This is a genomic window from Imperialibacter sp. EC-SDR9 (assembly GCF_902498805.1).
GTDB lineage: Bacteria > Bacteroidota > Bacteroidia > Cytophagales > Cyclobacteriaceae > Imperialibacter.
This window is the reverse complement of sequence record NZ_LR701592.1, coordinates 1-24919: the sequence shown is the minus strand read 5'-3', so window position 1 is coordinate 24919 and position 24919 is coordinate 1. Positions and strand designations below refer to the sequence as shown.

Sequence of the window (24919 nt, the reverse complement as noted above, 5' to 3'; positions counted from 1 at the left end):
ACTATGCACCGATACACTTTACTGTTACTCTTTTTACCTGGGCTGGCGTTCGCCAACGGCGGCACCATCCATTCTTCCCTGTTTAAAGAAACGGGTAATATTAAGCTCATCAACACAAAAGATGTTCTGCTTTTGCGTGAAGACCTGACGCTTGACTTTTCAGCTAAAAGTACCGTCAAGGCCACAGTAGTGTATCAACTAAAGAATGGCGGAAAGGCTCGATCACTTTTATATGCCTTTCCGGTAGACTTCTACCTAAGCATGGGCGGCGAGTCATTAGAGGAAGAGAATCTACCAATAGAGGAGTTGATTGAGAACATAAGCTATTCGATGACTCTCAATGGGAAAGCCATTTCCACCGATTCCATTGTCAGCAAGAAATACCAGTTGAAAAGGAATAGGAGCACAGATGAACTACTGAGAGTATGGTTCATTTCTAAGGTTGACATCGAGGAAGGTTTAGAAAATTTTTTGCGAATCACATTAACTACTCCCTCCGAGTATACCACTTCAAACATGCATGAACCGGCCTACGATTACGAAACATATGGCAGCGGAAACAATTACAAATACCTTTACGACCTGTCGCCGGCAGGTAGTTGGGGTAATGCGCAAGCAGGGAGCATAACAGTGAATATTGTTCGACCAGGTGAATGCGACAACTTCAGAGTGCGTGGACTTGAGGGGTTCACTCAGCATGCAGAAAATAACACGCTAGCCTTTTCGGCTAACAATTATAGTTTCACCGAAAACTCAAAAATATTGGTCGACTATGGCGATGTAAATACCCAACACTTCAGAAAACTGTTTTATATCAATCGGGCTCCGGAAGCTGTGAAAGCAATCACGGTGTCATCCACACTTGGGCCAACTTATGCGATGGGAAATCTCATAGACGGCGACCTGGCAACGGCCTGGGTGGAGGGGCATTCTGGCAATGGCGTTGGGAAATGGATTGAACTTGAGCTAAATCCCAACTTTACCCTCACCGGGATTGCGATGGTCAACGGCTATACAAAGAACACGGCAACTTTTGTGGAAAATGGGAAGATAAAAAGCGGCTCATTAGTTGTATCCGGCACCTGCTACAACATGGAAAACAGTCAAAGCGTTAAACAATGCAAGGATGAAACCTCGGTCAACATGAAGAAAATTTCTTCGCTCCCTGCCGGGTCTGCCAATCTATTGAACACAGTTGAGTTTCTGTCTTATGAGCCCTCTGAAGGCCCAGAGCTTGTTAATTGGGACGATAGTACGAAAATCGAACAAGGCTTCGGATTTATGAAGGTTACTTCCATAAAGATCAAAGTAGATGAAGTGTATGAGGGTACCAAATATAAGGATATGTGTATTTCTGAATTGCTTGTATTCGGGTATGTTCAATAGCGCCATATGAACACTTCGCTGCTTTGTCCTTTTTACCCTCCTGGCTTCATCAGCAAGCTCACGATGTTTTGAAATGGTGCACCCTACCCTCCCCCCCCATCACACCTGCCTTAGTTTTTTCCCTCCAACCCGCTAAATTGTACCCACACCCCATTTTCATTAGACTCTTTTATCTACCCAACCTCCATGAAAAAACTTCTCTTCCTACTCCTGCTGGTTTCCACCACAGCCCTTGCCCAACCCCAACCTGTGAAGCTCTTTATCTCCGTAGACATGGAGGGCATTGGCGGCATAGGCACTTCCAAAATGACCAGCGGCGGCAAAGACTACGACACCGGCCGCAAGCTGATGACCGACGAAGTGAATGCTGTGGTAGCTGCCATTTTTGAAACCGGCCCGGCCACCATAGTGGTGAACGACAGCCACGGCGACATGCAAAACCTCCTCCACACCCAGCTCGACCCAAGGGTGGAATACATTCAGAGCAATATCAAACCCCTGGGCATGGTGCAGGGACTGGACTCCAGCTTCGATGGGGTGATCTACATTGGCTACCACGCCATGGCGGGCACCGAAAATGGCTTACTGGCTCACACCGGTTCCGGCTCGGTAAAAGGCCTTTGGATCAATGGCACCGAAGTAGGCGAAGGTGGGCTGAACACATTTTTCGCTGGTGCTGTGGGTGTGCCTGTCATCCTGGCCAGCGGCGACAAAACCTTCACCGAAGAAATTAAAAAGCTGATACCGACGGTGCACACCGTCTCCACCAAGGAAGCCATTGGCTCCAGCGCCGCCAAACTCCTCCACCCCGATGTGGTGAAGAAGGAGCTACAGACACAAACCAAAGCAGCCCTGAAGGATATTAAAAATGCCAAACCCCTGCCGGTGCAAAACCCCATTGAGTTTGTGCTGAAGGTCGACGCCCCCACCCGTGCCGATGTGGCCATGGGCATCCCCGGCATGAAGCGGGTGGATGGCTACACGGTGTCGTACCAGGCCAAAGACATGGACGAGGCGTACAAGCTGATCAGGATTATTTATAAGTATTTGCAGTGGTAAGCCGGGTGCGAAGACAGCCTCAATTCGGCAGGTGTATGGGTGTGAAGACACACCCGAAAACGACGGTGGGGTAGGAAGACACACCCGGAAACCTGATGGTGTTTTGTGAGTGTCTCCACTCACAGCAGCCTCCCTTTGCTTTTCAGCTTTTGCCAACGTTCACTAACTTCACGGCTTCAAAGGAAAGTGTTATGATCGTTAAAATGGCCGAGGGCAACCTCAAAACAAAATTTGGTGAGTACCATGAGGTGCTCTACTACGACGGACAGAAAGAGTCGATTGCCCTGGTGATGGGCAATGTGAAAGATGGGGAAGAAGTGCTTTGCAGGGTGCATTCGTCCTGCCTTTTTGGGCACGCCTTCAACAGCATTGAGTGCGACTGCCGGGAACAAATGGAAAAATCGCAGCAGCTCATACAACAAGAGGGCAAGGGCATTGTGATTTGGCTGGAGCAGGAAGGAAAGGGCAATGGCCACTTTGCCTTGCTCAAAAGTGTGGAGCACAAGCGCCAGGGTGTGAAGCAAGCCGATGCCTACGAGGCCGTCGGTTTTAAAAGAGATGCCCGGGATTTTCGGGCGGCAGCTGAGATACTGAAAGAACTGGGCGTGAAGTCCGTTCGCATGATTACCGGGAATGCAAACAAGACCGAAACGCTCACCAGCCATGGTGTGAAAGTGGTGGGCACGGTGCCCACCTGATTATCATTTTTTACTTCAGGAGAAAAGAAAAGCCAAACTGAGGTCTATTAAAGAAGATGTTGAGATCAGTCGTGCCTCCCGACTCAGTATCGGCAAAACCGAACGACACACCTCCGACACTGCCGTTTAGCATCATCCTGTCCATCACCTTCCAGCTAATACCCGGCGTCGCAACTGCTTCGTAAGACATTGTGTTCGAAGTAGAGGTTGAATTAACACCATCAAAAACCAGTTTATTTCTATTAAACCCTGCTCCCACACTCGCTTTCCAATTGAAATACACTTTATTGACTATTGGATAAAATCTTTGATAAAAAACCGCCAAACTATAGGATTGAGTCAGGTTCTCATTTGTGTAATCCTCAGCTCCATATTTGCCGGACAATAGAGCAAAGCCGAGCTCCAACCCCACCAGCGTAGTACTTTTTATAGGTTTAGCAATTGATGGACTAAAGGAAAATGAGGAAGTTGAGTACTGTTGGCTATCATTATTGATATTAGCTTTGGTGTGAGTAAAACCATAGTTCGCTAGCCCCCCCAGCACATAGGCTGTGCTGTCAAATTGAGCAAAAGAAGCAGAACACATTAGAACAAAGAATATGGATAGTTGAGTCTTTTTCATGGTTATTGATTTTTTTGTGGGTTCCCTATTTCTGAAGTTTATAACCTCTTATTTGATTAGAAAGGCCACTCCTAATTGGGGGTTATTGAACCGAATGTTAAACTGGCTGTTTTTAACATCTACAGGAGAACTCTGAGAGTCGGAAGACTGGCTTTGATAGCTGTAGCCTGCTTCACCAAGCGAAGCCTGCAACATAATATTTTCCGTTACTTTCCAGCTAAGCCCTGGCATCAGGTTAAATTCATATCCTCGAGTGTCGTAAGTAGAGAAAGTGCTTCCCTGATTAACGAAACTCATTCCCGCCAGAGCCCTCCAGTTAAAAAACACACGCTCTGCTATTCCATAAAATTTTTGGTAGTATATACCCGCATGGACGTTTTCCCGGGTCTCTTTGGTGTTCGAGTCATTGTTCTTCACAATGGACGTGTAGTATCCGCCTGACAGTCCAATCAAGGCATCTGATTTAATGGTTTTTGCAAAAGAAGGAACAACTCCTATAGAGGATACACTTGAAAAAGCGTCGTTGTTATAACCAATCGCACCGCCAATCACAAATTTGGTGTCTTCAAACTGGGCATAAGCCGCCCCGGCGAAGAGCAAAAGGAGAAAAGCTAGTTGAATTTTTTTCATAGGTATGTGTTTTAATCGATAGGATAACAATAATTATACCGAATTATTATTGAATTGCATGCTTTTATAAGTTCAAATGCCCCAACAAATGTTTTCATTGCCAAAAATATTGCGTAAAACTTCTTCCAAAGAGCAAGAATTAAAGAGGGTGCCTTTGCTGGTTGTAGAAAGCAACCTCTTTCACTTATTGTAAATAATTACCTTCATCCTGTAAGAAATCCACAGAGCCTGGTACTAGCTAAGTAACCACCCGGTAAAAATGAAGGAAAGCGAACAGCAACACATTTTCAACACCTGGCTTAGTCAATACAAAGCCCTCCTCTTTAAAGTGGTACGGGCCTATGCGTTCACGGAGTTTGACCGGGACGATTTGTTTCAGGAAATCACCATTCAGGTGTGGCATTCTATTCCAAAATTCAGGCATGAGTCAGCGGCGAGTACCTGGCTGTACCGGGTGTCGCTAAATACCGCCATGCGCTGGTCGATGAAAGAAAAGAAGCACAGCGATGGCCGGGAGTCGATAGAAGGGCTGCCTTCAGCACACCCTTTGTTGCTCCAGGAACAAGCGACGCACAACGACGAAAAGCTGGCGTGGCTTTACGCCGAAATCGCTTTGCTGAGCGAAATAGAGCGGTCGCTTACCCTGCTGCTGCTCGATGGTTTCAGCTATAAAGAAATGGCAGACATGGTGGGTTTAACCGAAACCAATATTGGCGTTAAAATCCACCGGATTAAAAAACATTTGACCACTCAATCTAAAAAATATGAATACCATGGAGTTTGAGGATTTAAAAAAAATTTGGGACACTCAAAATAACGAACCTATGTACGCTATTAATGAAACAGCGCTTCACCAGCGCATCCATAAGCACAAAAATAAAACGAAGCTGGTTGCCAACATGAACGAAATAGGAATTATGATCATTGCTACTGTAACCGGCGGCATTCTGGTCTGGGATGTCATTTTCGACAACAACAGCATGTATGCTTTAGTCGGTGGCCTGGCCTTTTTCCTCATTACTCTGTTCGTATTTTTTAGTCGCAGAAACAGAAAGAAAAATGAACATCGCTTTGATCAATCGATGCTGGGCGAGCTTGATCACGCCATCACCAACGCCGGCTACATAGTTACTTTCGCCAGAACCTTCATGTGGTGGTTTCTACTGCCAGCTTCCATTTTTGCTTACCCGAACATGGTACTGCATGATGCACCATGGTACCGGTGGGTTATCGTGACAGGCGGCTTCATTCTATCGTTTCTGGTGGTGAGGTGGGAACTGAACAGGATACACCTGCCCCGGAAGAAAAAACTAGAGAGCCTGCGTGATAAATTGATCGGGGATCGGGAATTTTCTTGAACGATTGACGGTGGTATTGGCAATGCACAGGGCAAACGCATTCTGATTAAAATGACGGAAAAGCACTGCATCTTTTACCTGCCAACGCCGTTAATTCATGCAATAATTGACGCTTAACTTTAAATGGCCAAAACACACCACTATCAATCCACCATTCGCTGGACAGGCAACAAAGGCACCGGCACTTCAGGCTACCGTGACTATGAACGGAGCCACACGGTCAGCATCGATGGAAAGCCCGACATTCTCACCTCCTCCGACCCATCCTTTCGGGGCGACAAACGCAGGCACAATCCCGAAGAGCTGTTTCTGTCTTCTATATCTTCGTGCCACATGCTGTGGTTTTTACACCTGTGTTCCGATGCCGGCATTGTGGTTACCGATTATGCAGACAATGCCGAGGGCACCATGGTGGAAAACCCTGACGGCAGCGGGCAGTTCAGTGAGGTGGTGCTGAGGCCTGCTGTTACAATAACCGATGCTACAAGAGTTGATGAAACCCAAAGGCTACATCACAAAGCCAACGAGATGTGCTTCATTGCAAGATCCGTCAATTTTAAGGTAAGGCATGAGCCAAGTGTAAGGATGCTCTAACGACACTGACTTCACCCGAAGTCGAGTAAGAGAAAGAAATCACCGATATCTTTTGCCATTTCGTCGAATTTCCGCTCGCCATGATGAAATTGTTTTGATATTCGCACCGAATCTGTTGACCTGATCAGAATCCTATATAATTTTCTAAAAGCTGCAAAGCTGATAGAAAACATTATTATGGTTAATAGAAACCCTTCTCACTTATTAAATGTATGGGCAAAAGGTATCTTTTTGGTGCTGTCCTGTTTCTCTCAAGCTTTCTTGTTTTTCATTCCGTCAGTTTTGCTGCGACGTTCTATTCCAGAGCATCCGGGAACTGGACTTCAACTGCTACCTGGTCGACAGTGGGCTGTGGTGGAGCTGCTGCCACTAGCCTGCCAACTGTCAGCGACGACGTAGTTATATGTGCGGGCCATACCGTGACCACCAACTTCACCGCCAACGCACCCATTAACAATTTGACAATCAACGCTTCCGCCGTGCTTACTATGGGGACGAACAGGCATGTGCAGTGCCGAAACCTGGTTTTGAATGGCACTATCAACGGTGGCTCCAATGGACAGGTAAGATTTGCTGGTACCGCTGGCAATACTTTGAGTGGTACTGGCACAGTTGCCGTTACCAGTGCCAGCTCTGGCCTTAGGCTAAGAAACAATGCCACGGTGGTGGCGGGAACTGATATTACCTTCAGCAATAGTTCCAGGTTAGATCTTGCCAAGAGGACACTGACCAACAATGGTACCATCCGCATGACAGGAACGTCGACGCTGTTGGGAAATGCGACGACGAATGGTGTTTTTAACAATGCAACTTCCACCTCATTTCTCTATTACAACACACCTGCCAACTTTCCAACGACGGTGAGACTCACGGCGACCGGCACTGGCAACACAGTAGTTTTTGGTGCAACTTCCGGCGGGCCTTATACAATGGATGGCCAGGGCAGCTACCACAACCTGATCATTCAGGGTGCGGCTACTAAGCGACTCAACCCCACCAATATCAATATTGCAGGTTTGCTTACTATAGCCAGTGGGTCGACGCTCGATGCCAATGGAAGCAAGATCATCAGTCTTCAGGGAGACTGGGACAACGATAATGGCGGCACATTTACAAAAAGCTCCTCTACGGTCATTTTCAACTCATCTACGGCGAATCAAACGATTTATACACCCGGAGCTGGGGAGAACTTTTATGCATTAACGATTAATAATACATTTTCGTGGGGCACCGTAACTGCCAACGGCAACATTACACTCACTGCGGCAGCAACTTTACAAATCACATCAGGAGTTTTCGTTACCGGCACCAATACACTCGGACAAACCGGCGCTGCGAACTTCACCATGTCTGGCGGTGAGTTGAGAATGGCTAAACTTAGCACAACGCTGCCCGAACTCACCGGCACCTACAATATCACGGGCGGAACAATCACCTTCAATGGTGCAGGTAGTCAGACCATAAGAAGCCTTGCGGCAGCACCCGCACAGTATTATCACGTCAACCTAAGTGGAACCGGTACCAAAACGTTGGCAGGTAATATTTGGGTCAACGGAAACTGGGTGAACAGCGGAGCCACGCTGTCGGGCAACTTTTCGGTGACCTTTGGTGGTGTTGCCGACCAGACTATCACCAAAGCTGGTGGGGAAAGCTTCTACGCACTAACTGTCAACAAGCCGAACACCCTGGTTCTGGAGTCTGGCACAGACCTGACAATCACCAACGGGCTGACTATGACCACAGGCGACATCAACCTGAATACGAGAACACTGACTCTCGGTTCCGGTGCAGGTGCATCACTCACCAGAACCGCTGGCAAAGTTTACGGAGGAGCATGGAAACGCTTTTTCCCAGCCTCTGCTATAACAAGCTCATCGGGATCCTTCTACGGCCTGTTTCCTATTGGCACAGGGCTCGAATACCGCCCTGTTGAAATAAACACCACTGTGTCGCCAACCACGGCTGGCTATGTAACAGCCACACATACCGACGGAACCACAACCACCGATGTGAGTTATATCGACAATGAGGGTGCCACCATTCAGCGGATAACCGCTATGAGAACCACTCTTGTCACGCAAACACTGGCCGGTGGTGCCTACAACCTGAATGTCACCTTTACCTCTTTGTCGAGCGCAGGAGCCACCTCTGATCTGAAGCTTGAAACGCTGACGGGGTCTCCTCAGGGCGTAGGGGTAAGTGCCGCAACAACAGGAAGCACCTCTTCACCAACCGGCAAAAGAACCTTGCTGAATGTGACCCAATTGAACAATGACTTCGTATTGGGCACTACCAACAAGGCCACTACGCCGATGAAAAGCACCTACTATTCAAGAAAAACGGGCAACTGGAATGACGCCTCCGCAGGAAATGGCACCTGGGCTTTATCAGATGGAGGCTCAAGCTGCGATTGCGTCCCGCCTTCATCGTCCGACGCAGTGATCAACAACGGCCACACTGTGACCATCGCCGCCGCTTCAACCGCTGACTACATCATCGTAAGGTCAGGAGGGAATCTGGTAGGCACAAATACGCTCATTGTTAACTTTGATGTTACTGTTGAAGGAACCGGCAAGGTGGCACCAACAGCTGGCAGCTGGTCTATTGGGAGAAACCTTAACCTCACAGGCACTACCCTTTCAAGCAGCGGCGCCGCCACTACCATCAACGGAGACTTCGTGCTCAATCCAGCCAATTCTTTAACTCTTTCGGCTCCACTCACAGTGTCGGGCAATGCTACTTTGAATGGCACACTGGATGTTGGCGCTTCCACACTCACGCTCAATGGCGCTTCCAAAACCATTTCCGGCAATGCAACGATCAATGGCAGTGGCACGGTAACTATCACCGGTAACAAAAGCACAACGGCACTTGCCAATATTACTATTGTGCCGGGGCTGACCATTTCGGCAGGCACTACCTTTGTCAATAATGGAACCATCACCCTGCTTGGAACGGCAACCGGACTCAATGCCACCACCTCCATATGGACAAATGCTGCTTCGTCTACGTTGAATATCCAGGGGGCAGGTTTTCTGGCAACAGGCGTATTGAATGCCAATGCCAACAACCTGGTTACGTACAGTGGAAGTGGAAGCCAGGCAATTAAGGCGCCAGCAAGCGGGTATTACAACCTCACAGTTTCAAACGCCGGTACAAAAACCTTGTCGGGAGCCACGGTGGTTTCCAACCAGCTAACTATTCAAGGGGCGGCCATCCTCGACGCTGCAACCAACGGCCTGACAGGCACGGCAAACTTGTCAATGACGGGCACCTCACAACTCCAGCTCGGCAATACCGCTACTGGTACCTATCCAGCCCTTTCCGGCACCTACTCGCTGGCCGGCGGCACTGTTGTGCTGAAACAATCTCCGGGTGCCTCCACAGCCTACACTATCCGTGGGGTCGATTACTATAACCTGACCCTCAATGGCGGCGGAGCAGCCAACTATACCTTCGGCACTTCCGCCAGCATTGCGAACGACATGAACGTCTCCTTCGGCGGAACCTCTACCTTCGCTAATCCAAACGGGGGTTTGTCTGTAGGTAATTCGTTCACTTTCAATGCCGCAAGCTCTGTTTCCACTACGCTTTCGTCAGAACTTTTGGTCGGCAGCTTTACTTTGTCGGGCGGCACCATTGCCGATGGTGGCAACGTAATTGAAATCACAGAAGCGGGTGGCTGGATAAGAAATGGTGGAACCTATACAAGCTCCGGCGCAGGAAGGGCCTATTTTACAGGCGATGTCGAACAATCAATCGGAGGCTCAATGCCCACTTCTTTCAGAAGGATTGAAATGGAGAATACCAGTTTAACCGGTGTGCGCCTTAATCAACCCACCACTGTAACGACGCAGCTTCTCCTTACAGCGGGAAAAATCATCAGCACCACAAGCAACTACCTGCTCCTGAGCGCCTCCGCATCGTCCGATGCCGGGTCGGAGGACAGCTTTGTTGAGGGGCCTATGAGAAAAACAGGGTCAGCTGATTTTGTGTTTCCGGTTGGCAAAGGCAGCGTATGGGCAAGAATTGGAATCAGTGGCTTGTCTGCCTCTTTAACATTTCAGGCAGAGTACTTTAACAGCGGGTACGGTGCCTACGATGTTTCTCAGGCTATTCCTCAAAACATGCACCACGTTAGCTCTCTTGAGTACTGGCAGCTGGACCGTGTAAGCGCCTCTGGAAGTGCGAGTGTCACGTTATATTGGGAAAACTCTGATGTAAGTGAGATCAAAAACTGCGGAGATTTGGTGGTAGCCAAGGGCAACGCCTCCTCCGAATGGGAAAACGCTGTGTCTATTGGCACCACAGGCTCCTGCGGTCCGGCTGGCGCAGGTTCGGTGACCTCCCAGTCCCTTTCCACTTTCAGTCCGTTCACTTTCGGTGCTATTCAACAAGGCCTTAATCCGCTACCAATCAAACTACTGCGTTTTACTGCCACTCCGGCAAAAAGCAAGATAGACCTCCTGTGGGTCACTGCCCAGGAAAAAAACAATGACCGATTTACCCTTGAGCGATCAGGCGACGGCATTTCTTATGAGATACTGGAAGAACAAGCCGGAGCAGGTACCTCAGACAGGGTGCTTACCTACGAGGCAGAAGACACCAATCCGCTGAAGGGCATCAACTATTACCGACTGAAGCAAACTGACTACGACGGAAAGTTCGAATACTTCGGGCCAGTGGCTGCCTCGATCAATGCGGTGAAAACAATTGAAGTTTTCCCCAATCCTACTTCAGAAGTGATCAGGTGGCAGTGTCCGGAAAAAGTTATTTCCATTAAGGTATTCGACAATTCGGGCAAACTAATGTTCACTATTGCTCTGAAAGACGGAGATACCCCTGAACTGAATCTTTCTAACCTACCCGACGGCATGTATCAGATCCAGTTCTTCTCTCTTGCAAAAATTTACAATGCAAAGGTGACCAAGAACTAGGGGAGCTATTCCATCACCTCCTGTAGTTTCACGTATGCTCCTCCCAGCTTCTCGTTAATGGGAAGCTGGCAGGCAAGGCGGCTGTTGGGCAGGGCATTGGGCAGGGTATCCAGCATGTCGAGTTCGGCGTCTCTTTGCTCGTCCAGCTGATCGAGGCCTTCCTCTACCGACACATGGCAGCTGGCGCACAACGCCATTCCCCCACACGTGCCGAGCACCGGAAACTCCGACGCTTTCAGCACTTCCATCAGGTTGAGGCCCATGTCGCCGGGCACTTCAATTTCCTGCACCTCGCCTGCCCGGTCTTCTACTTTAAATTTGATTAATTCCATTTCACAAAGGAGTTATGCCATTCACAGTGGTGTATTTGAAGCTGAGCTTCTGATCCGGATAAATGTATTTGAAAGCACTCTGCGCCATCAGTGCAGCCTCATGGAAACCGCACAGAATAAGCTTCAGCTTACCCGCATACGTATTGATGTCGCCAATGGCATAAATGCCCGGTACATTGGTGCTGTAGTCCTCCGTGTTGACCACAATGGCACTTTTGTCGATACCCAGGTTCCAATCGGCAATAGGCCCTAGTTTGGGGCTGAGACCAAACAAAGGAATAAGGTAGTCGGCCTCGAAAGTATTGACTGTGCTGGCCTGGTCTGTGATATGCACCGCCTTCAGCACTCCGTCTCCATCGAGGCTATGCAGATTAGAATTAAGAAGCAGCCTTATTTTATTCTCCTGTGCCAGCTCAAACACTTTATCGGCTGAATCGAGCGCTCCTCTGAAAGTTTGGTTGCGGTGCACCAGCGTCACCTCTTTAGCCACTTCAGAAAGAAAAATCGTCCAGTCCAGTGCGGAGTCGCCCCCACCCGCAATCACGATCTTCTTATCCCTGTACTTTTCGGGGTCTTTGACCATATAATCCACCCCTTTGCCTTCGAACTTCTCCAGGTTCTCAATAACCGGCTTGCGGGGCTCAAAGCTTCCCAATCCGGCAGCTATTACTACCACACCAGCATGCACCTCGGTACCATCAGAAGTGGTGAGAAGAAAGCTGCCGTCTTCCTGTTTCGTCAGCCCGTCCACCCGCTCTCCCAATGTGAAAGTTGGCTTGAAAGGCGCTATTTGCTTCATCAGGTTGTCCACCAGCTCCTGCGCATTCACGGTTGGAAAACCCGGAATATCATAAATGGGCTTCTTAGGATATATTTCAGAAAGCTGTCCTCCCACCTGAGGCAGGGCATCTATCAAATGGCATTTGAGCTTTAACAGCCCAGCCTCAAACACGGCAAAAAGCCCAACCGGACCCGCTCCAATGATGCAAATATCAGTCTTAATCATATTATTTAGTGTGGTAATATTTAGTGCAACAAATATATATAACGAATTATCTGCTTTCTGGTTATGACAACCTTCCTGCTTTAAGTCAAATTCTCGTAAATCTTATTGAGTATCCTGTTGAATTCATCGAAATCCTTTTCATTCAGCCCCTCCCAGGCTTTCAGCCGGATTGAGCGCACTTGCTTTCGACTACTGGTTACCTTCTCACGCCCTTCTTCTGTAAGCGTAAGAATCGACACCCTCCTGTCCGCCGGACTTTCCGCCCTTTCCACCAACCCTTTAGTGCATAGAATGTCCACAATACGGGTGACTGTCGGCATATCCTTGTACATCAAAGCAGCCAACTCCCTTTGACTGAGTGCCTCATTTTCATCTGTCAGTTTCATTACCAACCACTGATCCACCGTCATGTCAAAGCCCAGCTCTTTGAACTGCTGCTGGGCGTACCATTTCACCTTGCGGGCAGTGCGGTCGAGCAACAAAGAATATTGATTGTAAGGCTCTTTCAAATCAAATTAATTAGTGCACCAACTAAAGTAAGGTAATCACAACGATCCTGCAATCTTTCCCTGATAAATATTAAAAGGCGGGTTACTCCGGTTTGTAAGGAGGAAGACATATAGGCGTGGTTAGGGCTCTGAAAAAAACTATGCCGGCCTGCCAAACTGTTACATCGAAATACTTACATCGCCATGATTTACACATTTAACGGGTCAGAGCTCAATGCTTACTTTGGGCTCAGCACCGACTATGCCAGAGAAAGAGATCAGCTAACGAAGGAGCAGGGACTCATCCACATACTTTGGAACCAAAGCAACCAGGCCTCCACAGTTTTTGTGGACAATACACCCATTGTGCTGCAACCCAACCAACTAACAACAAGCACGTACTTGCAAAAAGTTGCTTTTGAGAAGGGCACCTCTCCCATCGCTGCTTTTTCATTCAATCGGGAGTTTTACTGCATTAACACCCACGACCAGGAAGTTTCGTGCAACGGCATCATCTTCTTTGGCACACAGAGCATTCCCATCATAACACTGAGGGACGATGAGATCGATAAATTTGAGATGCTTTATCGTATATTTGTTGACGAGTTCACTACCCGGGACAATATCCAGGGCGAGATGCTGCAAATGCTGCTTAAGCGGCTGATCATCAAAATCACAAGGCTGGCCAAGACGCAGCTCATCACCAAAGAGCTGGATAATAACCAGATTGAGATTGTCAGAAAGTTCAATGTGCTGGTGGAAACGCATTTTAAAACAAAAAAACAGGTAGCCGACTATGCTGACATGCTTTTCAAGTCACCAAAAACCCTTTCTAACCTGTTTGCCAAATTCAACCAGAAGTCGCCCCTGAGCATTATCCACGAACGCATTGTGCTTGAAGCAAAAAGGCAGCTACTCTACACCGACAAAACTGCCAAGGAAATTGCGCACGAACTAGGCTTCGACGAGGTGTCCTCATTTCACAAACTTTTCAAAAAAATCACCTCAATGGCGCCGCAGCGATTCAAACATGAGGCCAAAAACATCACTATTGGGAAAAATGAACAATTAGTAGGGAAAAGCTGACTCTCACCCTGGCAGGCCGGCAGCGTAAAATTGTACTGCAAACGGTATTCAATTTTTAAATCACAAAACAGTACAACAATGTCAACATTTAAAGTACCCACGAAAGACGAAGTAAGCGAAGGCAACAAAGCTATTTTTGAGAAATTGGAAGCGGGCCTGGGATTCGTCCCCAACCTTTACGCTTCATTTGCTCACAATGAAACTGCACTTGGCGACTACATGGCCCTGCAGAACCGGAAAAGCACCTTGAAGGCCAAAGAACGGGAAGTAATCAATCTGGTGGTGAGTCAGGTGAACGAATGTCAGTATTGTTTGTCGGCGCACACTGTGCTCGGAAGAATGAATGGCTTCAGTGACGAGCAGATTCTTGAGATCAGAACAGGCCAGGCCTCGTTCGACAAAAAGCTGGATGCCCTGGCCAAATTTGTGAAAGACGCCACTGTCAACCGCAGCAAGCCTGGAAGAGAGTCAGTAGAGAACCTGTTTTCAGCCGGGTATTCTTCGGCTAACCTGGTGGATATCATTATGGTCATTGGAGATAAAATCATTTCCAATTTCATCCACGGTGCCACACAGGTGCCTGTCGATTTTCCTCTGGCACCAGAATTGGCAGAGGTAGCTCTTTAATCCATCGCTCCGCAAACTAAAACAACAGTGAAGAAGCCAACGGCATTTTTATTGACTATCCTGGGCATGCTTGCAGGGTTTGCGGCCTTTGCTCAGGAGGCAAAAATGGTCAGGCCCGACCAAACACCTCACTACCGATTGGTGGTTAACTGATGAAAATTCTAAGAAGGTGAGTTGAAAGGTCTTCCTGCTGGGAAGACCTTTTTTATTTGCAAACATCCGACCTAGCCACTAATAAAAAAGAATAGGGAAGCCAGCATACAAGTTGTTTGCATACATGAACATGGCAATCACCTTTGTTCACTCAACTTCTTCCTGTATATTTTCAATCGACTAACCCTACACACATCGCCAATGAAACGGTGGCTCTTTGTTTGTCTGATTTTTGTAAGCTACCCTCTCGTCCTTTTAGCAGAGAAAAACCCGTTCAACGGCTTTATTGAAAACAAGGGGCAATGGGACAACAGCGTGAAGTTCAGAAAAAAGGTTCCGCACGGATTTCTGCTGCTTCAGGACGCCGGCTGGGTTTATTATTTAAGCAACACTTTTGACAGTTCCCATGGTCATTTGGACGGTCAAAGCAGCGGAGCACTTCAGGAGTCGGCCGCAGTTGGTCTGTCGCAGGCCATTTCCACCACCTTTGTAGGTGCCAACAAACACCCGGCTACCTCCAGCATGGAGGCACAGAGCTACTACCATAATTTCTTTTTGGGAGCAGAGGATCATTGGGCCAGCAGGGTGTCGGAATTCAACGAAGTGCAATACTGCGATCTCTACGAGAGCATTGACCTGAAAATGGTTTCTTACGGCGGGGCATTCAAATATGACATGATCGTATCGGCAGGAGGCAATCCCGGTCAGATTGCGATGGAGTGGAAAGGCTGCGGAGACGTGTACCTACTGAATGACAACCTGATCGTGGAAACAGAGTTTGGGCAAATGATGGAACAGAAACCGTTTGCCTATCAGCTGATAAATGAAGATACTGTGGAGGTGCCGGCTCGTTTCAGCGTAGATGGTCGGCAGGTCTCCTTTGAATTTCCTGACGGCTACGACAAAGGCAAAACACTGATCATCGACCCGTTGCTTATTTTCAGTACCTACTCAGGCTCGTCAACCGACAACTGGGGAAACACCGCCACCTTCGACAAAGAGGGCAACACCTATGCAGGAGGCATTATTTTTGGAGCGAGCACAGGCATTTTCGTTCCATCAGTTGGGGCGTTTCAGGAAGATTTCAAGGGAGAGTTTGATGTAGTATTGATGAAATTCGATTCTACTGGTTCGGATTTACTTTTTGCAACATACCTGGGGGGCGAATATGCAGAAACGCCCATTAGCCTGATAGTTAATAGCAAAAATGAGCTGGTAATGATGGGCACGACTTCCTCCCCTGACTTCCCAACGACCTCAAATGCCTATCAAAAACTATTTGGGGGAGGAAAGCTGATTGAACCGTTGGGGTATGAAGATTCTCTCTATGTAGAGGGTGTTGACATTTTCGTCAGCATTTTGAATGACTCTGGAACAGCACTCATAGCCTCTTCATTTTTGGGGGGAAGTGAAAACGATGGCATAATTGCAGTCAGAGGTGCCTTGACACTCAACTACGGCGACCAGTTCAGAGGAGAGGTAAATCTCGACGAGAACGACAATATTTACATAGCATCAAATTCTTCTTCACCCGACTTTCCGATGACCAATCAAATAATGTCTCATAGTGGCTATGAAGACGGCCTATTGGTTAAAATGGATGCGCAACTGTCGGCAATGAAGTGGGGCACCTTCATTGGCGGGGACACAACCGACGTGCTGTTCAGTGTAAAACCAGACGGAAAAGGAGGTGTCTTTGTAGCCGGGGGTACAATGAGTCAGGCACTTCCCTTTGAGGTAAATGGATGGAAAAGAGCAAACTCGGGCGGCGCTGAGGGCATTCTTCTTCACTTTAACGAAAGCACCAGCAAAGTTGACGCTGCCACTTTTCTTGGAACTGACAAATCGGATCAGGCTTATTTTGTGGAACTTGACGGCAGTGGCGATGTCTACGTGCTGGGACAAACCAAGGGAAACTACTATATCAAAGGTGACCGGTACATCAACCCTGGAAGCGGCCAATTTTTGCAGAAATTTAACCCAGACCTGCGCACTACTCAGTGGTCGACCGTTTTTGGCTCCGGCACCCTGCCCAGTAATATTTCTCCCACCGCATTTTTGGTTAGCGATTGTAACAATATCTATATCAGTGGCTGGGGTGGTAGCTCCATCAATCAAAGCAGTAGCTACAATCAGGGAAATACTTTCGGCATGCCGCTCACACCAGATGCATTTCAATCTACCACAGACGGGGGCGATTTTTACCTGATTGTTTTTGAACCGGATGCAGCCGATGTTTTGTACGCCACCTACTTTGGTGGAAACCCCGGCAGAGATCACGTAGACGGAGGTACCAGCCGCTTCGATAAACGTGGAGTGGTTCATCATGCGGTTTGTGCCAGTTGCAAATTGCCAAATAGCGCCGCACATGGCATCTTCCCAACTACGGAAGGCGCCTGGTCGGAAACCAACAACAGCGACAACTGCAACCTTGGCGTTTTCAAATTCGACCTTTCTACCCTTTCGGCAAGCTTTGTAACCAACACTCCTGACCTGCAAAACCCGGACATCAAAGAAGGGTGTGCTCCATTTGAGTTTTTGTTTATCAACGAAAGTGTGGGAGGAGAAACTTATTTCTGGGATTTGGGAGACGGTGCCACATCAACCAATAGCGACACCGTGCGACACACTTATCAGTCCGCAGGCGAATACACGATCACCCTTACAGTTACCAACCCAAACACCTGCAAAAACCTTGATGTGACAACAAGACAGCTGGTGCTCACACAGGGCACATACACCTTAAGCCCCTCCGCCACCATTTGCTATGGCGAATCGATTCAATTGGAAGCCACTGGAGGTACTTCCTACTATTGGACGCCAGGCACGAGAGGTTTGAGCTCCACTGACATCGGCAGCCCGACAGCCAGCCCCAATGCCACCACCACCTATTTTGTGGAGATTTACAACGACCAAAACAAATGCACTTTCATTGACTCTCTTACCGTCAATGTGCTTGAAGAAATCACAATCAGTTCAGAAATCGAGGCCATCTACAACTGCTCCGGCGTATCGGAATACAACTTTACAGGCAGCGTACAAGGCACAGACTTAGCCTACTGGGATTTTGGCGACGGTTCACAATCCTCCGACCTGATTGGCGTCCATCAGTATGCAACGGAAGGAACTTTTACCACCAGGCTTATTGCGCCCAATGAGCTTTGTGTGGAGGAAGTGGCTGAGGTGATCAAAGTAGGTGAGCTCATGGTGCCCAACGCCTTCTCTCCCAATGGAGACGGTGTGAACGACAGGTTTGAAATTCAGTACATACAACCGATGCCAGTTACAATAGTAGACCGGACGGGTAAGGTGGTTTACCAAAACAATGAATACACCAACCAGTGGGACGGCGATAACCTGCCAACGGGCATCTACTACTATGATGTGGTGCTACCCGATTTCACCACCTGCAACGGATGGGTGCATTTGCTCAGATAAGTGCGTATTAGAACTTCTCCTCGTACACAGTGCCGTTAGCGTTGCCCAGCCTCACCTCTGTGACCTGCCCGGCTCCCTCAAAGGCAAATCGTATGCCTATGATATCGCCTATCGAGCCAGACTGATTCTCGGTTAGCACGGATGTGCCGTTGAGCAAAACTTCAAATTTATCTCCCGTTCTTGATACGTTTAATGTCTGCGATTGCGAAAAATCGCACCCAAAAGCACTCAAGTCTTCTGTCTTCCCGTCGATCCACCTGTTCCCGGTTAGCAGCCCCAGATTGGACACACAGCCCTTGTCGGACAAAGGAATAATCACAGCGCTTTCGGTGGCCAGCAAATAAACGATCACATTGCGGCAAACAGACTCCTCGACAGTGGAAGTATTTCTCAGATTTGCTTCAAAGACGAAGTCCGTTCCGTTCATCCCCTCAAATTCTCTCACATTATGAAACGTGGCCCATGTCTCATTAAAAACGGCGGCACCCGATTTTTCCCGAAATACCTTTGATGAAATACCCATCCATCCTTTTCCTTTTATTTCGTCAGGGTGCAGATACACCGGTACCGGCGACTTATCGACCATGGCCTTCCAGCCAAGTGATTTGATGAATACATTGTCTATCGCTTTCACTTCGCCGTCGACAATAAGCCGGGCACCAAAATAGCCCGGGTAGTAGTAGATAGAGGTGTGGTAATTGCCTTTTTCATCTACCTTCTCTCTCCGCTCAGGGTCCCAATTTTGCTGGATGTAGACATTATCTGATTCATACTGAGCGACGTCATAATGAAAAATGACGGAGTTGGGCAGGTCGTCGGAAGTTTTCTTGCTTTCGAACAAGGGCTTGGGAAGCTCTTTCTTCTCCGGTGTTTCAGGCTTCTTTTCTTCCTTGCCCATCATAAAAAATGAGGCGATAACCAACGCAATCACACCTACCGGTGCAATCAGCAGCAAGCCGTTTTTCTTTTTGCTTTTTTTCGGGGCAATAACCCTGTCAGAATTAAAAGAACCCTCATTGGCGGTGACCTCTGGTGGTGTCACTGGAATACCTCCTTTTTGGCGAAACTGCCTCCAATTGTCATATCCAACGAACTGAGCTAAAGCATTTAGCGTGGCCACGTTAGGCGAACTTTCATATTTAACCTTGCCCCAAATACGCTTTAGCGTAGTCACGCTCAACCTTACCTGTGTCTTTTCAAATATCTTTTCGCTGAGTATTTCAAAGTCTTCACTGGTCCACAAGCTGGAGTTGCCCCAGCCAAGCCGTGACTCAATTAATTTCCTGCAGTGAGCTATCAAATATTCCATTCTAATTGAAGATACAATTTTATACGAAAAAGTCGACTAAAGGTATGCAGACCTTGCGTGAATGATCTTGAACAAACTTGAACACCCGTTGGAACATCTGTATAATGAACTACAGCGATCTTGTTACGATAGTCAAACAAAACTCAAAACAAATGAAAAGATTGAATCAATTGACATTGCTATGTATCGCTTTGTTTTTTAGCCAATTAGCCGTGGGGCAATCCTACGATCTACAGCAACTGCTAAAGAGTGAGAGCCTCACGGTCATCGACCGCAAAGTGACACCACTCAATGACGGTGGAAAAAATGCGGTTTCCTTTTCCGACAAAAGCGACGCTGGTGGCTATGCCCTAATCAAAGGCCTGGAATTCAGCGAAGGCACGATTGAAGTTGACATCAAAGGAAAAGACGTGCAAGGCAAGAACTTTGTTGGCATTGCTTTTCACGCTGTGCCTGAAGACGGCAAGGAGACTGCCGCAGATATTGTTTATTTCCGTCCTTTCAATTTCAAATCTGGGGAACAAATTCGTCGCAGTCACTCGGTACAGTATGTAAGTCCACCCCGGTGGGACTGGAGCGAGCTGAGGGAGAAGTATACCGGAAAATACGAAAATGAAATCCCCTCCCCACCTGATCCGAACGGCTGGTTTCATGCCCGCATAGAAGTGAAGGGCAAAGAAGTCACTGTTTTCGTGGACGACGCAAACGAGCCCTGTTTAAAAGTGACCAAACTCAACGACAGAACCACGGGCAGCGTGGGAATATGGGTGGGTTACGCCACCAATGGTGATTTCGCCAATCTCACCATAAAGAAGTCAAAATGAAACTTGCCGAATGATGAAATATTTTAACCCTGGCTATTGACACAGTCAGGGTTACTTTTATATATTTACGTAAGTGCTTACGTAATTAAAATCATTTATGGATTTTTATCAAATGGCTGGCAAAATGGCCGTGGGCAGCAGACTACGAAAACTCAGTGACACACTTACTGAAAACGCCGCCAAGGTATACGATGTTTATCAGGTTGACCTGGAGCCCAGGTGGTTCCCTGTATTCTACACCCTTGCGAAAACCGAAGGCCTTGGCGTAATGGAAATTGCACAAAGCATTGGGCAAAGCCATGCCTCGGTGAGCCAGATCATCCAGAAAATGAAAAAGAAAGGGCTGATCACTGAAGTAAAAGACCAAACAGACGGACGAAAAAGCGTAGTCGAGCTTTCAGCAAGAGGCAAAGAAGTGAGTGAAAAGCTGGAGCATCAAATGATCGATGTCAAAAGTGCTTCGGAAGAGCTTCTTGCCGAAATGCAATACGACATGTGGAAGTCGATTGAAGAAATGGAGTTTTTGCTGGAGCAAAGAAGCCTTTTCGACAGGGTAATGGCCAAAAGAAAGGAAAGAGAGGTGCAAAAGGTGAAAATTATTGATTACACCGATCAGTACCAAAAAGACTTCAAGCAATTGAACGTCGAATGGATCGAAGCTTATTTCAAAGTGGAGAAGACGGATTTACTTTATCTCGACGACCCAAAATCCTACATCATTGACAAGGGAGGGCACATCTTTTTCGCTGAGTATGGGGGCAAGATTGTTGGCACCTGTGCCCTGGCTAAGATGGATGATGAAACATTTGAGCTGGCCAAAATGGGAGTGAGCCCCAAAGCTCAGGGGAAAAGTATTGGTTGGTTGCTAGGGCTCGCTTGCATCGACAAAGCCAAAGCGTTAGGTGCGAAACGAATATTTCTTGAGAGCAATACCCGACTCGTGCCTGCTATCAATCTTTATCATAAATTGGGTTTTCAAAAGGTGACCGGACCTCCATCGCCTTATGAAAGGGCCAACATACAAATGGAATTGGTTTTATGAACAGCATAGTTTTTTCAACCCCGGAGTCAAACGGTGATCTTCAGCAAATTTTAGACTTGCAGGAGGTAAATCAACCCCATAATATAACACCGGAGCAACTCGCCAAAGAAGGCTTCGTCACCGTGCGGCACCACCTCGACCTGCTTCGGTCGATGAATGATTCTGCGCCACAAATCATCGCAAAAGATGGTGAAAAAGTGGTAGGATACGCACTTGTCATGCTCCAATCCTTTCAAGACCTCATTCCAGTGCTAAAACCCATGTTTGTTACCCTGGAAACCCTCACTTACCGGGACCGACCCATGCCATCGTATCAATACTATGCAATGGGTCAGATCTGTGTCGCCGAAGGGTATCGTGGCATGGGCATTTTTGATGGCATGTACCAGAAGCACAAAGCGTTGTATGCGAATCAGTTCGATTTGTGCGTTACGGAAATCGCCTCCCGCAACCCTCGCTCATTACGAGCCCACCAGCGGGTTGGGTTTCAAACCATACACACCTTTACCGATGCTACTGACACCTGGGACATCGTTGCCTGGGACTGGAAATAAGCAGCTCTTCACCTTTCTGAAAGAGTGTTTGCCCCACGTCAAAAATTAACTTTTTTATCAAAAAAATAACATTTTGATAAAAAAGTTACATCATTATCTTTGCTGCCGGAAAGAATAAAATGTACTCACTCCTCATTTAAATAGCTTTAACGAATAAAATACATCATTCATCGAAAGCCACTTAACCTGATAAAAGGAATTAGAGCTACTTACATTACTTTCGTAATGTTCATTCAGCTATTTAAGAAATGAAACTTAGACTTCTTCTGCTTGTAAGCCTTAGCATCCTGACGCAAAAAGCCTGGGCTATTACCTACAACACCACCTCATCTGGCTCGTGGAGTAGCGCTGGTTGGTCGCCGAGTCAGCCATCAAGCCTGGCGGCAGGAGACATTATCAACATCAACCATACCATTAATGGCGGCAACGCAACTATCAGTTTGCCGGGGAGTGGCGTCACCATTAACCTGTTTGCCAGCTTCACGGTTGCTCAGCTCAATTTCCAAAACGGCTCCGGCGGTACTGTAACAATTAATACAAACGGTAACCTATTCAAAATGAATGGTGCCTTCAGTACGAACAGCAACCCGACGATTAACGTCAACGGTGCGATCACGGCAGGATCTATGTCGGTCAATGGAGGAGCCGACCTGACGGTAAGTGGTATGGCAACCATTAACGGAGCTTTGAGTACCGACAATTCAAACACACAACTTTCTTTTCAAAGTTCGCTGACAGTGACTGGGGCTGCAACACTTAACAACGGGAGTGACATGACCGTAGCCGGCGCAGCTTCGATCTCCGGCAATCTTTCATCCAACAACTCAAACACAGCCTTCGTATTTCAAAATACCTTATCAGTTGGTGGCAATATCAGCGTCTCAAACGGGGGCGACCTGAGTGTAACTGGCAATACGTCGGTGACCGGAACGATCAATGGCGACAATACTAATTCCGACTTTTCATTCGGCGGCACTTTAACTTCAGGATCTGTGAGCTTAACCAACGGTGTTGGGCTGTCTGTCACCGGCGCGGCAAACGTAACAGGGACTTTCTCAGCTACCGGCGGAGACAATGCCTTGTTCGGAAGCAACCTTACCGTGAGTGGGGCCATCACCAAGGGAGGTGGGGTTATGACTGTTAACGGCAACCTTTCTGGTACTTCTATTACCGTTAACAGCAATGGTTCACTTGTTGTAACGGGTAGCACAACTACCACTGCCGGAGGAATTTCTGGAGACGGCAACGGATCAATCAGCCTGAACGGCTCCGTCACTACAACAGGCGGAGGCATTTCTTTATCAAACGGAACTGATCTCACTGTGGTTGGTGTAGCCTCCATTGGTGGGGGCATATCGTCCAACAACTCAAATACGACAATTGAATTTCAGAATAACCTTACTGCCTCTGGTAGTGTCGACATTAGCAATGGCGGTGATTTCGCTGTAGATGGTAATGCCAACATTGGCGGCCACATTGCTTCGGACAATTCAAATACCACCTTCGACTTTGGAGGCAACCTTACTACAGGATCCTATGTGCAAATTAATAACGGAGGAGACTTCGCTGTGACGGGTGACGCCACTATAAATGGTGCATTGAGTTCTAATAATTCCAATACGCAATTTGACTTTGGACAGGCATTAACCACAACAGGAAATTTAACAATCGACAACGGTGGCGATTTGTCGGTAGGAAGCAGTGCACATATTGGAGGTTCAATAACAACGAACAATAGCAACACGCTACTCGATTTCAACGGCCCCCTCACTGTTGATCAAAACGTTACCATGACCAACAACGGTAACATCATACTCGCTGATGGCGGATCGGTAGGAGGTAATTTTTCCATAGGTAGAGCGACTATAGAAGACGGCATTTTGGAAGTTGGCGGTACCACCACTGTAGGAAACACACTTACCGTTTACGGAGGTCTGGGCTCCGGCAATATTCAAAACAATGGTACGATAGTAGGTGATGGTACTTTGGAGTGGGATACTTTCACAAACTCCGGCACAATCACCGGCCCTGGAGGCACCTTCAACTCTCCTGCTATCCCCGCCTTCAACCCCTACAATATGGCCACGGGCGGCGCAGTGCTGCCCATCAAGCTGCTGAGTTTCACTGCAAAAATCGTCAATAGCTCGGTTGTGATAGAGTGGGTCACTGGGGAAGAAGAAAACAACGACTTCTTTACCATCGAAAGATCTATAGACGGAATCAACTACCAACCGATCCTCCATCTTCCTGGCGCTGGCAACTCCATCTCGCAGCTGAAATACAAAGCCGTTGACGATCAGCCGGTTTCAAAAATCAGCTACTACCGCCTGAAGCAAACAGACTACGACGGTCAGTTTGAATACTTCGCTCCTGTGTCGGTGAGCTTTTCAATCGTCGAACCAATTACCGTGTATCCAAACCCTGCCAGCGACTATGTGTCATGGAGATCCGATGAGAATATCTCTTCTGTAGCTATCTACTCTTCAGCAGGAACGCTGGTTCGTTTGATCGAAACTCAAAACCTTGTTGAGCAAAATACAATGGAAATCTCTGACCTCCAGAGAGGAAACTACATTTTACGTTTCAGCAAAGTAAGCGGACAGGAGACTGTAAGACTCATCAAGAACTAGTTTGCGATCAGTTGCAGACCAGGGCAATCGCATTCAAACTGATTATTACGAGACTAATGGTAAAAGAATTTTTCGGGGCCCGGGGCACAGAATGGTCAAAGCCTCAAGGAGGCTTATCAAAGTCTCATATGGTGTGTGTTTAGTAT

At 47.7% G+C, this 24919-nt stretch carries 21 protein-coding genes; 15 read left to right on the top strand and 6 right to left on the bottom strand.

What is annotated here, in order from left to right; genetic code table 11:
- The first annotated feature begins 3 nt into the window (after positions 1-3).
- The 3 genes from GC130_RS18005 (at position 4) to GC130_RS17995 (ending at position 3143) form a co-directional block, all read left to right on the top strand.
- Positions 4-1386: a discoidin domain-containing protein gene (locus tag GC130_RS18005; protein WP_151999738.1), complete on the top strand. Its 1383-nt coding sequence runs from the start codon at positions 4-6 to the stop codon at positions 1384-1386.
- A 186-nt stretch (positions 1387-1572) separates the two neighbouring features.
- Complete coding sequence (locus tag GC130_RS18000; protein WP_151999737.1) at positions 1573-2445, top strand: M55 family metallopeptidase; 873 nt, start codon at positions 1573-1575, stop codon at positions 2443-2445.
- 95 nt (positions 2446-2540) lie between these two features.
- The gene (locus GC130_RS17995) at positions 2541-3143 is read left to right on the top strand and encodes a GTP cyclohydrolase (protein ID WP_370455794.1); all 603 of its coding nucleotides are present in this window, start codon (positions 2541-2543) and stop codon (positions 3141-3143) included.
- A gap of 10 nt (positions 3144-3153) precedes the next feature.
- On the opposite strand, the gene GC130_RS17990 is transcribed toward GC130_RS17995, so the two are convergent.
- On the bottom strand, positions 3154-3765 hold the full coding sequence (locus GC130_RS17990; RefSeq protein WP_151999735.1) for a hypothetical protein: 612 nt from the start codon (positions 3763-3765) through the stop codon (positions 3154-3156).
- 48 nt (positions 3766-3813) lie between these two features.
- Positions 3814-4395, bottom strand: coding sequence for a hypothetical protein (locus GC130_RS17985; RefSeq protein WP_151999734.1), 582 nt, complete (start codon positions 4393-4395; stop codon positions 3814-3816).
- Positions 4396-4654: 259 nt separating this feature from the next.
- On the opposite strand from GC130_RS17985, the gene GC130_RS17980 reads away from it, so the two are divergent.
- From GC130_RS17980 to GC130_RS17965, 4 genes are all read left to right on the top strand, one after another.
- The gene (locus tag GC130_RS17980; RefSeq protein ID WP_151999733.1) at positions 4655-5179 is read left to right on the top strand and encodes an RNA polymerase sigma factor; all 525 of its coding nucleotides are present in this window, start codon (positions 4655-4657) and stop codon (positions 5177-5179) included.
- A gap of 40 nt (positions 5180-5219) precedes the next feature.
- A complete protein-coding gene (locus tag GC130_RS17975) occupies positions 5220-5753 on the top strand; it encodes a hypothetical protein (protein ID WP_151999732.1) in 534 nt (177 codons plus the stop codon).
- Between the two features lie 123 nt (positions 5754-5876).
- Complete coding sequence (locus GC130_RS17970) at positions 5877-6347, top strand: OsmC family protein (protein ID WP_151999731.1); 471 nt, start codon at positions 5877-5879, stop codon at positions 6345-6347.
- Between the two features lie 212 nt (positions 6348-6559).
- Positions 6560-11284: a T9SS type A sorting domain-containing protein gene (locus GC130_RS17965; RefSeq protein ID WP_151999730.1), complete on the top strand. Its 4725-nt coding sequence runs from the start codon at positions 6560-6562 to the stop codon at positions 11282-11284.
- A 5-nt stretch (positions 11285-11289) separates the two neighbouring features.
- On the opposite strand, the gene GC130_RS17960 is transcribed toward GC130_RS17965, so the two are convergent.
- From GC130_RS17960 to GC130_RS17950, 3 genes are all read right to left on the bottom strand, one after another.
- Positions 11290-11616 carry a 2Fe-2S iron-sulfur cluster-binding protein gene (locus GC130_RS17960; protein ID WP_151999729.1) on the bottom strand — a complete coding sequence of 109 codons (327 nt, stop codon included), beginning with the start codon at positions 11614-11616 and terminating at the stop codon, positions 11290-11292.
- Position 11617: 1 nt separating this feature from the next.
- Positions 11618-12622 carry an NAD(P)/FAD-dependent oxidoreductase gene (locus tag GC130_RS17955; RefSeq protein WP_151999728.1) on the bottom strand — a complete coding sequence of 335 codons (1005 nt, stop codon included), beginning with the start codon at positions 12620-12622 and terminating at the stop codon, positions 11618-11620.
- Between the two features lie 80 nt (positions 12623-12702).
- Positions 12703-13131: a MarR family winged helix-turn-helix transcriptional regulator gene (locus tag GC130_RS17950; RefSeq protein WP_151999727.1), complete on the bottom strand. Its 429-nt coding sequence runs from the start codon at positions 13129-13131 to the stop codon at positions 12703-12705.
- 183 nt (positions 13132-13314) lie between these two features.
- On the opposite strand from GC130_RS17950, the gene GC130_RS17945 reads away from it, so the two are divergent.
- From GC130_RS17945 to GC130_RS17935, 4 genes are all read left to right on the top strand, one after another.
- Complete coding sequence (locus GC130_RS17945; RefSeq protein WP_151999726.1) at positions 13315-14196, top strand: AraC family transcriptional regulator; 882 nt, start codon at positions 13315-13317, stop codon at positions 14194-14196.
- Positions 14197-14274: 78 nt separating this feature from the next.
- Entirely contained in the window at positions 14275-14823 is a 549-nt protein-coding gene (locus GC130_RS17940; RefSeq protein WP_151999725.1) for a carboxymuconolactone decarboxylase family protein, read from the top strand.
- Between the two features lie 27 nt (positions 14824-14850).
- On the top strand, positions 14851-14976 hold the full coding sequence (locus tag GC130_RS29095) for a hypothetical protein (protein ID WP_255471524.1): 126 nt from the start codon (positions 14851-14853) through the stop codon (positions 14974-14976).
- Between the two features lie 201 nt (positions 14977-15177).
- A complete protein-coding gene (locus tag GC130_RS17935; RefSeq protein ID WP_151999724.1) occupies positions 15178-18414 on the top strand; it encodes a PKD domain-containing protein in 3237 nt (1078 codons plus the stop codon).
- 7 nt (positions 18415-18421) lie between these two features.
- Here the strand turns inward: GC130_RS17935 and GC130_RS17930 are convergent, their stop codons facing one another.
- Positions 18422-19723 (bottom strand): hypothetical protein, encoded by a 1302-nt coding sequence (locus GC130_RS17930; RefSeq protein ID WP_151999723.1) that lies wholly within the window; start codon positions 19721-19723, stop codon positions 18422-18424.
- A 152-nt stretch (positions 19724-19875) separates the two neighbouring features.
- Between GC130_RS17930 and GC130_RS17925 the strand changes: the two genes are divergently transcribed.
- From GC130_RS17925 to GC130_RS17910, 4 genes are all read left to right on the top strand, one after another.
- Positions 19876-20547, top strand: coding sequence for a hypothetical protein (locus GC130_RS17925; RefSeq protein ID WP_151999722.1), 672 nt, complete (start codon positions 19876-19878; stop codon positions 20545-20547).
- A gap of 97 nt (positions 20548-20644) precedes the next feature.
- Entirely contained in the window at positions 20645-21589 is a 945-nt protein-coding gene (locus GC130_RS17920) for a GNAT family N-acetyltransferase (RefSeq protein ID WP_151999721.1), read from the top strand.
- On the top strand, positions 21586-22143 hold the full coding sequence (locus GC130_RS17915) for a GNAT family N-acetyltransferase (protein ID WP_151999720.1): 558 nt from the start codon (positions 21586-21588) through the stop codon (positions 22141-22143). Before GC130_RS17920 ends, GC130_RS17915 begins: the two co-directional genes overlap by 4 nt.
- Before the next feature lie 248 nt (positions 22144-22391).
- Positions 22392-24773 (top strand): T9SS type A sorting domain-containing protein, encoded by a 2382-nt coding sequence (locus tag GC130_RS17910; protein WP_151999719.1) that lies wholly within the window; start codon positions 22392-22394, stop codon positions 24771-24773.
- Positions 24774-24919: the final 146 nt, after the last annotated feature.